The sequence below is a fragment of the Variovorax sp. JS1663 genome (assembly GCF_002157355.1).
Lineage (GTDB): Bacteria > Pseudomonadota > Gammaproteobacteria > Burkholderiales > Burkholderiaceae_C > Variovorax.
This window is the reverse complement of the sequence record NZ_LYMK01000028.1, coordinates 60,158-72,799: the sequence shown is the minus strand read 5'-3', so window position 1 is coordinate 72,799 and position 12,642 is coordinate 60,158. Positions and strand designations below refer to the sequence as shown.

The following is a 12,642-nucleotide window of genomic DNA, read 5'->3' as shown; positions in this document are numbered from 1 at the left end:
CCTCAGGCCTTGACGACAGCCTTCTCGATCACCACGTCTTCGAGCGGGACGTCGTCGTGGAAGCCCTTGCGGCCCGTCTTGACCGCCTTGATCTTGTCGACCACTTCCTTGCCCTCGATCACCTTGCCGAAGACCGCATAGCCCCAGCCTTGCGCCGACGGGGCGGTGTGATTGAGGAAACCGTTGTCGGCAACGTTGATGAAGAACTGCGCGGTGGCCGAATGCGGCGCGCTGGTGCGGGCCATGGCGACGGTGTAGGTGTCGTTCTTCAGGCCGTTGTTGGCTTCGTTCTGGATCTCGGCGCCGGTGGGCTTCTGCGACATGCCGGGCTCGAAGCCGCCGCCTTGCACCATGAAGCCGGGGATCACGCGGTGGAACACCGTGTTGTCGTAGTGGCCCTTGGTGACATAGGCGAGGAAGTTCTCGACCGTCTTCGGCGCCTTGTCCTGGTTCAGTTCGAGGGTGATGACGCCCTGGTCCTTGATATGCAGTTCGACTTGGGGGTTGCTCATGAGGGCTCCTTGTTGGGTGGCTTACTTCGCCACGGTGGTGGCAGACAGGATGGTGACGCTTTCGACGGGCACGTCCTGCATGCCGTTCTTGTTGCCCGTGCGCACCGCGCGGATTTTGTCGACGACCTCGCTGCCCGAGACCACCTTGCCGAACACCGTGTAGCCATGGCCGTCGGGACTGGGCGCATTGAGCATCGCGTTGTCCTTCACGTTGATGAAGAACTGCGAGGTCGCGGAGTTGGGGTTGGGGGTGCGGGCCATCGCGATCGTGTACTTGTCGTTCTTCAGGCCGTTGTTCGCTTCCAGCGGAATCGGCGCGCGCGTGGGCTTCTGCTGAAGCTCCGGCGTGAAGCCGCCGCCCTGGATCATGAAGCCGTCGATCACGCGGTGGAACACGGTGCCGTCGTAGTGCTTGTCGCGCACGTACTGCAGGAAGTTCTCGACCGTCTTCGGCGCCTTGTCCGCGGCGAGCTCGACCACGATGTCGCCAGCCGAGGTGTGGAGCTTGACGCGCGGTGCGACCGGCTGCTGCGCCCAGCCGGTGCCTGCGAGGCTCAGGGTCGTGGCGAGGATCAGTGCCGTGCGGCGGGAAAGAATGTGCATGGCGAGAAATGGTGGAGAAAGAAGATGGGCGGGCCGGCGCCGCGTGGCAAGCGCCTGTCTAGCGGCGCACCGGCTTGCGGGGTTCGACCGGGGCCGCCGGCAACGTTCCGCTGCCGGGCGTGGTAAACAGCTGGCGGATCAGCGCGATCTTGGGCGCCACGGTGGCGTTGCCCGATTCGAGCTGCTGTGCGCGGCCGTAGGACTGGCCTGCCAGGCGTGCGTAGATGTCGCCCAGATTCTCGTGCGCGGTGGCGTAGTTCGGGTTGAGCTTGATCGCCATCTCGAGCGCAGCGCGGGCCTTGTCGAACTGGCTCTGGCCGGCATAGAGCGCGGCGAGATTGTTGTAGGGCTCGGGCAGCTCGGGGAAGTCCTGCGTGAGCTGCGTGAAGGCGGCCGTCGCCTCGGCCTGCTTGCCCTGCTCGGTGAGGATCACGCCGCGCAGGAAGCGCATCTGCGGATCGCGCGGCTTGCCGGCGATGTAGGCATCGGCCTTGGTCAGCGCCTCGGCGGCCTTGCCCTGGCGCAGCAACGTGTTGACATCGCCATACTCGTCGGCATGGGCCGCAGCCGCCGCAAACGTGACGAGGATCACCGACAGAAAGCGGACAAGGAAAGAAGAGGAGGGGGCTGCGGCGTGCTTCATGAGCCTCGAGAGTTGGGATGGGACGCGGGTCTCGAAAACACCCGGAATGTAACGGCGGCGGCCGTTTATACTGGCAGGGGATTGTAGCCGAGGGGCTCCGTTCATCCCCTCGTTGCCATAGCATCCTCACCCCTGAAAAAATCACTGTCGCTCGCCCCTTTTCGCGCGGGCGAATACCGGCGCTTCCCGTACCCATGAGTCTTCGCATCTACAACACGCTGTCGCGTGAACTGGAGAAGTTTTCTCCGCTGCAACCCCCCCGGGTGCGCATGTACGTGTGTGGCATGACGGTGTACGACTACTGCCACCTGGGCCATGCGCGCTCGATGGTGGCCTTCGACGTGGTGCAGCGTTGGCTCAAGGCCTCGGGCTTCGAGGTCGAGTACGTGCGCAACATCACCGACATCGACGACAAGATCATCCGCCGCGCGGTGGAGAACGGCGAGAGCATCCGGGCGCTCACCGACCGCATGATCGATGCGCTGCACGAGGATGCCGATGCCCTGGGCATCGAGCGGCCTACGCACGAACCGCGCGCCACCGAATACGTGCCGCAGATGCTGTCGATGATCGCCACGCTGGAGCAGAAGGGCCTGGCCTATCGATCGACCAACGGCGACGTCAACTACGCCGTGCGCAAGTTTCCCGGCTACGGCAAGCTCAGCGGCAAGTCGCTCGACGAACTCCATGCCGGCGAACGCGTCGCCGTGCTGGACGGCAAGGAGGACCCGCTCGACCCGGTGCTGTGGAAGAGCGCCAAGCCCGCCGAGCCCGAGGAAGTGAAGTGGGCCAGCGACTTCGGCCCCGGCCGCCCGGGCTGGCACATCGAATGCTCGGCCATGGCCTGCCAACTGCTGGGCGAGACCATCGACATCCACGGTGGCGGCATGGACCTGCAGTTCCCGCACCACGAGAATGAGATTGCCCAGAGCGAGGGTGCGACCGGCAAGCCGCTGGCCCGCACCTGGATGCACAACGGCTTCATCAACATCGACGACGAGAAGATGTCCAAGAGCCTGGGCAACTTCTTCCTGATCCGTGACGTGCTCAAGCAGTTCGATGCCGAGACGGTGCGCTTCTTCGTCGTCCGCGCGCACTATCGCAGCCCGCTCAATTACAGCGACGTGCACCTGGACGATGCGCGCGCCTCGCTCAAGCGCCTGTACACCGCGCTGCACCTAGTGGCGCCGGAGCCGATCCAGATCGATTGGGCCGACCCCCACGCCGTCCGATTCAAGGCGGCGATGGACGAGGACTTCGGCACCCCCGAGGCGGTGGCCGTGCTGTTCGACCTCGCCGGCGAGGTGAACCGCACCAAGTCCGCCCGTACGGCCGGGTTGCTGAAGGCGCTGGGCGCTTGCCTCGGCCTGCTCCAGGCCGATCCCGAAGCCTTCCTGCAGGCCGGCAGCGTGCTCGACGATGCCTCGATCCAGGCCCTGATCGCGCAGCGCGCGGCGGCCAAGGCGGCGAAGAATTTCGCAGAGGCCGACCGCATCCGCAACGAACTGTTGGCGCAAGGCATCGTGCTCAAGGATTCGGCGAGCGGCACCACCTGGACCACCGTCAAGTGAGGGCATGAGAAGCGCGATGCCTGCTGTCATCAACAAGCCCGTCATCCAGGTCCAGACACCACCCTACTGGGAAGAGGCCTGCAAGTACCTCGCCCGCAAAGACCGCGTGATGAAGCGGCTGATCCCCCAGTTCGGCGACGCCTGCCTGGAGTCGCGCGGCGACGCCTTCACCACCCTGGCGCGCAGCATCGTGGGCCAGCAGATCTCGGTGAAGGCAGCCCAGTCGGTCTGGGATCGCTTTGCCAAGCTGCCGCGCAAGATGACGCCGGCCAACGTGCTGCGGCTCAAGGTCGACGACATGCGCGCAGCCGGCCTGTCGGCGCGCAAGATCGAGTACCTGGTCGACCTGGCGCTGCATTTCGATTCGGGCGTGGTGCACGTGGACGCCTGGGACCAGATGTCCGACGAGATGATCATCGAGGAGCTGGTCGCGATCCGCGGCATCGGCCGCTGGACGGCGGAGATGTTCCTGATCTTCCACCTCATGCGGCCCAACGTGCTGCCGCTGGACGACCTGGGCCTCATCGCCGGCATCAGCCGCAGCTATTTTTCCGGCGATCCGGTCAGCCGCAGCGATGCCCGCGAGGTGGCCGTGGCCTGGGCGCCTTATTGCAGCGTCGCAACTTGGTATATTTGGCGATCGCTCGACCCCCTGCCGGTGGTCGCATACTGACAAGAGGAGAAGACGTTGGCGAAACGAACCTTTCTCGACTTCGAGCAGCCCGTGGCGGAACTCGAATCCAAGATCGAAGAGCTGCGCTATGTACAGAGCGAATCGGCGGTCGACATCTCCGAGGAGATCGACCAGCTCGGCAAGAAGAGCCTGCAGCTCACCAAGGAAATCTACAGCGACCTGACGCCCTGGCAGATCACCAAGATCGCCCGGCATCCGGAGCGCCCCTACACGCTGGACTACATCCACGAGATCTTCACCGACTTCGTCGAGCTGCACGGCGATCGCCATTTCGCGGACGACCTCTCGATCGTCGGCGGCCTGGCACGCTTCAACGGCACGCCCTGCATGGTGCTGGGCCACCAAAAGGGGCGCGACACCAAGGAGCGCACCGCGCGCAACTTCGGCATGAGCAAGCCCGAGGGCTACCGCAAGGCGCTGCGCCTCATGAAGACGGCCGAGAAGTTCAAGCTGCCGGTCTTCACCTTCGTCGACACGCCGGGTGCCTACCCGGGCATCGATGCCGAGGAGCGCGGCCAGTCCGAGGCCATCGGCCGCAACATCTTCGAGATGGCGCAGCTGGAGGTGCCGGTCATCGTCACCATCATCGGCGAGGGCGGCTCCGGTGGCGCGCTGGCCATCTCGGTGGGTGACCAGGTGCTGATGCTGCAGTATTCCGTCTATTCCGTGATCAGCCCCGAAGGTTGTGCCTCCATCCTCTGGAAGACCAGCGACAAGGCGCAGGAGGCGGCCGACGCGCTGGGCATCACCGCGCACCGCCTCAAGGCGCTGGGGCTGGTCGACAAGATCGTCAATGAGCCGGTCGGCGGCGCGCATCGCGATTACCGCCAGATGGCGGCCTTCCTCAAGCGCGCGCTCAACGACGCGTATCGCCAGGTTGCCGATTTGCGGCCCAAGGAGCTGCTCGATCGGCGCTACGAGCGCCTGCAGAGCTACGGCCGCTTCGCCGACACCAAGGCCGAAAGCACCAGGTAAATCCCGGCGGACCGCATCGGTCCGCTTCTTCAGCATGGAGAATCCCGCCGCCCTCGCGATCGCGTCCTGGGCGGCGCCGCTGCCGCTGGGCGTGGCCTACAGCGGTGGTGCCGATTCGACCGCATTGCTGCACGCAGCCGCAGCCCACTGGCCGGGCCAGGTGCAGGCGCTCCATGTCCACCACGGCCTGCAAGCGGCGGCGGATGATTTCGAAGCCCACTGCCGTGCCACCTGCGAAGCCCTGGGCGTGCCGCTGCGCGTAGGCCGTGTCGACGCACGGCATGCGCCCGGCGAAAGCCCGGAGGACGCGGCGCGTCGCGCGCGCTATGTGACCCTGGCGCGGCTGGCCCAGGCACACGGTCTGCAAGATGTCGTGCTGGCGCAGCAAGCCGACGACCAGGTCGAGACCATGCTCATCGCGCTCGGCCGCGGGGCTGGTCTCGATGGGCTGGCCGGCATGCCGCGGCGCATGCAGCGGCATGGCGTGAATTTCCATCGTCCGCTGCTGGAGGTGCAGGCGGCCGCGCTGCGTGAATGGATCGCGGAAAGCGGCACCCGCCACATCGACGATCCCAGCAACGCCGACCTGCGCTACACGCGCAACAGGATCCGCTTGCAACTGCTTCCGGCGCTTGCGGCGACGCTGCCGCAGTTTCGCGAGACCTTCGCGCGCTCGGCGCGCAACGCGGCCAAGGCCTCGCGGCTGCTGGCCGAGGTCGCCGCGACGGACAGCGCGGCGGCAGGCCTGCCGCCCGCCTTGGGCGCGCTGCGTGCCTTGCCGCGCGAGCGGCTCGCCAATGTGCTGCGGCATTGGCTCAGGCGCGAGCACGACGCCGTGCCCAGCGAGGCCCAGCTCGAGCAACTGCTCGACCAGATCGAGGCCTGCAGCACCCGCGGCCACCGCATCCGCCTGAAGGTTGCGGATGGTTACGTCCAGCGCGAGGGTGATGTGCTGCGTTGGTACAATGCCCGGCCCCCGTCGCAACCTGCGGCCCTGCGCTGAAACAGGTACCCACAGGCACACGACAGGGCCCTGGACGCCCGCATTGCGGCCTGCGTCCGAACCCTTCTCCTTGACTTCACCCATGGCATTGATCGTTCACAAATATGGCGGCACGTCGATGGGCTCGACCGAGCGCATCCGCAATGTCGCCAAGCGCGTCGCCAAGTGGGCGCGCGCGGGCCACCAGATGGTGGTGGTTCCGAGCGCCATGAGCGGCGAAACCAACCGTCTGCTCGGCCTCGCCAAAGAGCTCGCGCCCGGCAGGACAGACGACGACCACAACCGCGAACTCGACATGCTCGCCGCCACCGGCGAGCAGGCATCGTCGGCGCTGCTGGCGATTGCGCTGCAGGCCGAGGGCATGCAGGCCGTCAGCTACGCCGGCTGGCAGGTCCAGGTGAAGACCGACAGCGCCTTCACCAAGGCCCGCATCGAGAGCATCGACGATGCGCGCGTGCGCGCCGACCTCGAGGCCGGCAAGGTGGTCGTCATCACCGGCTTCCAGGGCGTGGACGAAGCCGGCAACATCACCACGCTGGGCCGCGGCGGCAGCGACACCTCGGCGGTGGCGATCGCGGCGGCGATGAAGGCGCACGAGTGCCTCATCTACACCGACGTCGACGGTGTCTACACCACCGACCCGCGCGTCGAACCAGATGCGCGCCGGCTCAGCACCGTGAGCTTCGAAGAGATGCTCGAGATGGCGAGCCTGGGCTCCAAGGTGCTGCAGATCCGCTCTGTCGAATTCGCGGGCAAGTACAGGGTGCCGCTGCGCGTGCTCTCCAGCTTCACGCCCTGGGACATCGACATCCAGGAAGAGGCCAAGTCCGGCACTCTGATCACATTCGAGGAAGACGAAAACATGGAACAAGCCGTTGTCTCCGGCATCGCATTCAACCGCGACGAAGCCAAAATCTCCGTGCTCGGCGTGCCCGACAAGCCCGGCATCGCGTACCACATCCTCGGCGCCGTGGCCGATGCGAACGTCGAGGTCGACGTCATCATCCAGAACCTGAGCAAGGACGGCCGCACCGACTTCAGCTTCACGGTGCACCGCAACGACTACGCCAAGACCGTCGACCTGCTCAAGGAGAAAGTGCTGCCCACGCTGGGTGCCAGCGACATCGTCGGCGACACCAAGATCTGCAAGGTGAGCATCGTCGGCATCGGCATGCGCAGCCATGTCGGTGTGGCCAGCAAGATGTTCCGCGTGCTGAGCGAGGAGGGCATCAACATCCAGATGATCTCCACCAGCGAGATCAAGACTTCGGTCGTGATCGACGAGAAGTACATGGAGCTCGCCGTGCGTGCGCTGCACAAGGCTTTCGATCTCGATCAACCGGCCTCGTAAGCTGGCATAATTGCGGTTTCCAGGAAACGTGACCGAGTGGCCGAAGGTGCTCCCCTGCTAAGGGAGTATGGGGTGTAGAGCCTCATCGAGGGTTCGAATCCCTCCGTTTCCGCCAAGAACATTCAAGCCCCGCGCACTCGCTGCAGCGGGGCTTTTTTCATGCAGCGCGAACGGCGCGTGGCTCGTCCTACCTACTCCCGGGCCACTGCCCAAACCGGTCATGAATCGCTGCCTTGAGCCGCCGTATCTCCATCAGCGCGTCCACCTTCGGTGCTTCCTTGCCCGACAGCAGCGCCACGACATGGCCGGAAACATCGCGGCAGGCCTGCGCGTCCTGGGCACAGCGTGCGAGGTTCTGCTGGCGTTCGGGCAGGCCGAGCTGGGCGTCGTCGCGCATCAGCGATTCAGTCAGGCGCAATGAGGCCGCGGCGGCGGCCAGGCTCATCTGGATGGCAGCGCGCACGCGATTGCCGTAGTCGTTTTCTTCCTTGAGGCGCGTTTCGCTCAGCTGCTTCGCGGGCGTCAGGGAGCCGATGTCCGTGGGCGCGAAATAGGGGACGGCGGCGGCCAGGTGGCTTCGGTAGGCGATCAGTTCCTCGATGACCGCACGCATCTTCTCAACGGTTTCAAGATCCGGGGATTCCATGATCGATCAGTCCTCGAAAGTAGCCGACGTGTAGAACCTGACGAAGTGTCGTTGCTGGAGGGGAAAGCAGGGTCAGCCAGGACTGAAAAAGTACATGCGCTGTTAAATCCTCGACGCTTCGAAAATGGGATCGCCGTCCCCTCATTCATCACCCTGGGCTGAATTGATACTTTCGACTTCGGCGTCGCCGGCGCGGCTTCGCGGTTTGGGAGAACGCCGGTTCAGCGGGCTACCGAGCGTGCACCGAGCATGGCGCTTGCGATCGAATGCGCGGTGTTGATGGAGTCCGTGAGCCCCAGGTGGCCGTGTCCCACGGCGAGCCACAGGCCCGGCCGGCCGGCGGCCGGGCCGATGACGGGCACCGAGTCGGGCATGCACGGGCGGTGGCCCATCCACGGGGTGGACGCCAGTTCCGCCAGCCCTTCGAAGGTTTCGCGCGCGATGCGAGCGAGGATCGCTGCGCGACGCTCGTCGGGTGGGCGCTGCAGACCGCCGATCTCCACCGTGCCGCCCACGCGCAGGCCGTCTTCCATGGGCGTCACGAAGATCTTGCGATCGGCGAGTACGACGGTGCGCGAGACGGTGTCGCGTCCGCCCTGGAACTGCACGTGGTAGCCGCGCTGGCTTTCGAGGGCGAGGTGCAGGCCGAGTGGATCCAGCAGGCGGCGCGACCAGGCGCCCGCGGCGATGACCACGTGGTCGAAGTGCGCATCGGCAGCGTCGGCGGTGCCCGCGCTCGCGAGGCGCCAGCGCCCGTCGCCCAGGTTCGCCAGCGCCCGCACGTCCTCCCGCCGCACGCGTCCGCCGCGCGCGGTGAAGGCACGCACCATCGCCTGCACGTAGCGGAAGGGATTGACGATGGTCGCGTGATCGGCCACGAACACACCGACCTGGTAGCGGGCGCCGACACGGGGCTCCATCGCCAGGATGCCGTCGCGATCGAGCCGCCGGAACGGGTATCCGTAGTGCTCCCGCAGGCGCCACCCGGCGGCATCCTTGGCCAGAGCGCGCGCATCGGGATACAGGTGCAGGTGGCCGCGGCGCACGAAGAGTTCCGGCACGCCGAGTTCGCGCGCGAGCGCCTCGTGGCGATCGAGCGCGCCGGCATGCAGCGCCGCCAGCCGGGCCGCCGAGACCGCAACCCGCGACGGCTGCGCCGAGGCAACGAAGCGCAGCAGCCAGGGTGCGGCCTTCGGCAGGTAGGCCAGGGGAAGATGCAGCGGGCTTTCCTCGTCCAGCAGCATGCGCGGCACCGAGGACAGCACCCCCGGCATCGCCAGCGGCGCGACCGATCCCGGGCTGATGGCGCCCGAGTTGCCGTAGCTGCAGCCGCGGCCCGGCTCGTCGCGGTCGATCAGCGTGACGGCGGCGCCGCGCTTGCGCAGTGCGAGCGCGATACAGCTGCCCACCACGCCCGCGCCGACGACGGCGACGCGCGGCTCAGCGTCCGCCATGGGAAAGGGCGCACCGGCGCGTGCCGGGCACGCGTCTGTGGATGGGGAAATTTCGGGGGAAAGGGCGCACTGACGCAGGATATCGCCATCGCCGCTGCATCGCCGTCGGACAAGGCCGGGCTCCGACGGCCCGCCGCAGGGATCAGCGAGGGCGCCGGTCCTCGCAGGCGTCGATCGCGGCGATCGAGCGCTCCACGCGCAGTGCGATCTCGTCGTGCAGCGCCTTCGGAGCCCGGCTGGTGGCCAGCATCAACAGGAGGCCTGTGCCGATCACCGAAAGCAGGCCGGTCATCAGCTCGGAGAGGGTCAAGACGTCCATGATGGTTCCTTCGGGGGAGAGGAGACGGTTCGGTTCGCGTGGAGCAAAGTCTCCCACCGGCTCCCAGGACCCTCAATACGCCATATGGAGGACAGACGAAGGTCGAGCGGACGGCCAGGTTCTACTTCACGACCAGCCCTTCCAGCGCCGGATCGGCTGGCGGCACCGCCAGCTTCATGTCGCGCAGCGTCCTGACCAGCAGTTGCGCGATCATCAGGTTGCGATGGCGCTTGCTGTCGGCCGGGATCACATGCCACGGCGCATGGCTGCTAGAGGTGCTGCGCAGGGCCTGCTCGTAGGCACGCTGGTACGCGTCCCACTTCTCGCGGGCCTTGAGGTCGTCGATCTGGAACTTCCAGCGCTTGTCGGGCTCGTCGATGCGCGCCTGCAGCCGCTCGCGCTGCTCCTTCTTGCTGATGTGGAGCATGCACTTGACGACGACCGTCCCCGTCTCGACCAGCAGGCGCTCGAAGTCCTGGATCTGCGCGTAGCGGCGCTGCACCTCGGCCTTGTCGATCCAGCCCTCGACCCAGGGCACCAGCACGTCCTCGTAGTGGCTGCGGTTCCACACCATGATCTCGCCGTTGCGCGGCACTGCCGCATGGCAGCGCCAGAGATAGTCGTGGGCGAGCTCGTTCTCGTTCGGCGCCTTGAAAGCCGTGACCCGCACGCCCAGCGGCGAGGTACGCGAGAACACCCAGCGGATGGTGCCGTCCTTGCCGCTGGTGTCCATGCCCTGCAGCACCAGCAGCAGCTTGCGCTGGCCCACGGCGTGCAGCAGGTTCTGCAGTTCGTCGAGCTCCTCGGCCAGCCGGTCCAGCTGCGCGCGCTGTGCCGCCTCGTCGCCTTCGAGGAAGGGGGATTCGCCGGGATCGATGTCCGCCAGCATGAACTTGCTGCCGACGCGGTACTTCTTGAAGCTGGGCATTCGCGGAGACTCCTGCTGATGGAAACAGCGGGAGGGTACGCGATGTTCAGCTGTCGTCGGAATCGTCGAGCGATGCGCTCCAGCGGTCGCCCCAGTCGGAGCGCCGGGCCTGGTCCAGATCGCGGCGGTCGCGCTTGGTGGGCCGGCCCTGCTCGATGCTCAGCGCCGGCTCGCTGCCCATGCGCCGCTGCTCGCGCGCGGCCGCCTGTGCGGCCAGGCTCTCGGGCGTCTCTTCGTAGAGCTGCTGCGCCACCGGCGCCGGCCCGCGCTGGGCGCTCAGGCCGCGCACGCGCACGATGCGCTCCAGCCCGCCGCCGAGCCGGATCGCCACCTGGTCGCCCACCTTCAGCTCGCGCGAGGCCTTGGCCACCTCGCCGTTGATCTGGATGCGGTTCTTGCCGATCTCCTCCGCGGCCAGCGTGCGTGTCTTGAAGAAGCGCGCGGCCCAGAGCCATTTGTCGATGCGCAGTCGGTCCATGGGGGCTGTTTCGGTCGTTCAGCGATTGTCGTTCGCCAGCGGCAGATGCACCACGGCATCGAGTCCTTGCCGGCATCCGCTGGCATCCCGGTTGTCGAGCGCGATGCGCCCGTCCAGCGCGAGCACGATCTCGCGGCAGATGGCCAGGCCCAGGCCGGAGCCGCTGCCCGGATCGCCTGCGGCGAAGGGGGCGAACAGGCGCTGCCGCAGCTCCTCGGAGATGCCGGTGCCCTCGTCGCTGACGACGAAGAGGGCCTGCCCCTCTTCCGCCTGCACCCGCACTGCCAGCGCGCCGCCCGGGGGGCTGTGCTTGATCGCGTTGTGCAGCAGGTTGCGCGCCAGCTCCTGCAGCATCCAGTGGTGCGCGCGCACCAGCACCGGCGCGGCGGCGACCGAGAGTTCCACGTCCAGCGCCTTGTCGGCCATCAGCGGCGAGAGGTCCAGCGCGATGCGGCGCACCGTCTCGCCCAGGTCCAGCGTCTGCGATTCGGGCTGCTGGCGCAACTGCTCGACCTTGGCCAGCGACAGCATCTGATTGGCCAGCGTGGTGGCGCGCTCCACCGTGGCGCTGATCTCGGTGAGCGCTTCTTCGTTCGGCATGTCGCCCCGGCGCGCCGACTGCACCTGTGCCTTGAGCACCGCCAGCGGCGTGCGCAGCTGGTGCGCGGTGTCGCGCACGAAGCGCTTCTGGTGGTCCAGCAGGCGCTGCAGCCGGCCCATGACGTTGGTGGTGGCGTCGACCAGCGGGCGCAGCTCGCGCGGTGCGTCCGGCGCGTCGATGGGGGAGAGGTCATCGGCCGCGCGCCCCTCGATCAGCGCGCCCAGCCGCCGCACCGGCTGGGTGGCCCGCTGCACCACGAACACCGTGACGCCGGCGATCACGCCCAGCAACACCAGCTGCCGCCAGAGCATGTCGACGAGCAGCTTGCGCACCAGCGTCTCGCGCAGCTCCAGCGTCTCGGCCACCTGCACCACCGCCATGCCGCGCCCGCGCGCACTGGCCACTGGCTGCAGCAGCACGGCCACGCGCACCGGCTGCTCGCGAAAGCGTGCGTCGTAGAAGTCGACCAGTGCCGAATAGGGTGGCCGATCAGGCAGCCGGCCACGCCAGAAGGGCAGCTCGGCGAAGCCCGAGATCATCTCGCCATCGAGGGCCGAGACGCGGTAGTACATGCGGCTCTTGTTGTCGGCCTCGAAGGCCTCCAGCGCGGAGTAGGGAACGATCGCGCGCAGCGATGCCAGTTCGTCGTAGCCCTCCACGTCGAGTTGCTCGCCGATGGTCTTGGCAGAGGCCAGCAGGGTGCGGTCGTAGGCGGTGGTCGCGGCCGCCAGGCTCTGGCGATAGAGGCTCACGCTGTTGATCACGATGAACAGCGCGACCGGCGCCAGGATGCCGACCAGCAGCCTGGCGCGCAGCGAGGCGGCGCGGATCATTGGAGACCTTCGCCTGCGGCTGCGGCGTTCG

At 67.1% G+C, this 12,642-nt stretch carries 14 protein-coding genes and 1 tRNA gene; 6 read left to right on the top strand and 9 right to left on the bottom strand.

The features are described from left to right. Nucleotides 1-2 precede the first annotated feature (2 nt). Genes A8M77_RS22245 through A8M77_RS22235 form a run of 3 tightly spaced genes read right to left on the bottom strand, consistent with a single transcriptional unit; the run spans nucleotide 3 to nucleotide 1,758 of the window. A complete protein-coding gene (locus tag A8M77_RS22245) occupies nucleotides 3-512 on the bottom strand; it encodes a peptidylprolyl isomerase (protein WP_086923685.1) in 510 nt (169 codons plus the stop codon). 21 nt (nucleotides 513-533) lie between these two features. Further along, nucleotides 534-1,115: a peptidylprolyl isomerase gene (locus tag A8M77_RS22240; RefSeq protein WP_086923684.1), complete on the bottom strand. Its 582-nt coding sequence runs from the start codon at nucleotides 1,113-1,115 to the stop codon at nucleotides 534-536. A gap of 58 nt (nucleotides 1,116-1,173) precedes the next feature. Further along, nucleotides 1,174-1,758, bottom strand: coding sequence for a tetratricopeptide repeat protein (locus A8M77_RS22235; protein WP_086923683.1), 585 nt, complete (start codon nucleotides 1,756-1,758; stop codon nucleotides 1,174-1,176). 194 nt (nucleotides 1,759-1,952) lie between these two features. On the opposite strand from A8M77_RS22235, the gene cysS reads away from it, so the two are divergent. From cysS to A8M77_RS22205, 6 genes are all read left to right on the top strand, one after another. Continuing rightward, a complete protein-coding gene (gene cysS / locus A8M77_RS22230) occupies nucleotides 1,953-3,329 on the top strand; it encodes a cysteine--tRNA ligase (RefSeq protein ID WP_086923682.1) in 1,377 nt (458 codons plus the stop codon). A 16-nt stretch (nucleotides 3,330-3,345) separates the two neighbouring features. After that, entirely contained in the window at nucleotides 3,346-4,002 is a 657-nt protein-coding gene (locus tag A8M77_RS22225) for a DNA-3-methyladenine glycosylase family protein (protein ID WP_086923681.1), read from the top strand. A 15-nt stretch (nucleotides 4,003-4,017) separates the two neighbouring features. Continuing rightward, nucleotides 4,018-4,998: an acetyl-CoA carboxylase carboxyltransferase subunit alpha gene (locus A8M77_RS22220; protein WP_086923680.1), complete on the top strand. Its 981-nt coding sequence runs from the start codon at nucleotides 4,018-4,020 to the stop codon at nucleotides 4,996-4,998. Between the two features lie 34 nt (nucleotides 4,999-5,032). Beyond that, entirely contained in the window at nucleotides 5,033-6,001 is a 969-nt protein-coding gene (gene tilS / locus A8M77_RS22215) for a tRNA lysidine(34) synthetase TilS (protein ID WP_086923679.1), read from the top strand. Between the two features lie 82 nt (nucleotides 6,002-6,083). After that, nucleotides 6,084-7,352 carry an aspartate kinase gene (locus A8M77_RS22210; protein ID WP_086923678.1) on the top strand — a complete coding sequence of 423 codons (1,269 nt, stop codon included), beginning with the start codon at nucleotides 6,084-6,086 and terminating at the stop codon, nucleotides 7,350-7,352. 22 nt (nucleotides 7,353-7,374) lie between these two features. Continuing rightward, nucleotides 7,375-7,467, top strand: a tRNA-Ser gene (locus A8M77_RS22205). A 72-nt stretch (nucleotides 7,468-7,539) separates the two neighbouring features. Here A8M77_RS22205 and A8M77_RS22200 read toward each other — a convergent pair. From A8M77_RS22200 to A8M77_RS22180, 6 genes are all read right to left on the bottom strand, one after another. After that, the gene (locus A8M77_RS22200) at nucleotides 7,540-7,998 is read right to left on the bottom strand and encodes a hypothetical protein (RefSeq protein WP_143694720.1); all 459 of its coding nucleotides are present in this window, start codon (nucleotides 7,996-7,998) and stop codon (nucleotides 7,540-7,542) included. 221 nt (nucleotides 7,999-8,219) lie between these two features. Then, nucleotides 8,220-9,452 carry an NAD(P)/FAD-dependent oxidoreductase gene (locus tag A8M77_RS22195; RefSeq protein WP_086923676.1) on the bottom strand — a complete coding sequence of 411 codons (1,233 nt, stop codon included), beginning with the start codon at nucleotides 9,450-9,452 and terminating at the stop codon, nucleotides 8,220-8,222. Nucleotides 9,453-9,594: 142 nt separating this feature from the next. Beyond that, the gene (locus A8M77_RS36160; protein WP_158100971.1) at nucleotides 9,595-9,771 is read right to left on the bottom strand and encodes a hypothetical protein; all 177 of its coding nucleotides are present in this window, start codon (nucleotides 9,769-9,771) and stop codon (nucleotides 9,595-9,597) included. Nucleotides 9,772-9,892: 121 nt separating this feature from the next. Then, entirely contained in the window at nucleotides 9,893-10,699 is an 807-nt protein-coding gene (locus tag A8M77_RS22190; RefSeq protein WP_086923675.1) for a PPK2 family polyphosphate kinase, read from the bottom strand. Nucleotides 10,700-10,745: 46 nt separating this feature from the next. Further along, nucleotides 10,746-11,177: an RNA-binding S4 domain-containing protein gene (locus tag A8M77_RS22185; RefSeq protein ID WP_086923674.1), complete on the bottom strand. Its 432-nt coding sequence runs from the start codon at nucleotides 11,175-11,177 to the stop codon at nucleotides 10,746-10,748. Nucleotides 11,178-11,195: 18 nt separating this feature from the next. Further along, nucleotides 11,196-12,611, bottom strand: a complete 1,416-nt coding sequence (locus A8M77_RS22180; RefSeq protein WP_086923673.1) for a sensor histidine kinase — start codon at nucleotides 12,609-12,611, stop codon at nucleotides 11,196-11,198. Between the last annotated feature and the right edge of the window lie 31 nt (nucleotides 12,612-12,642).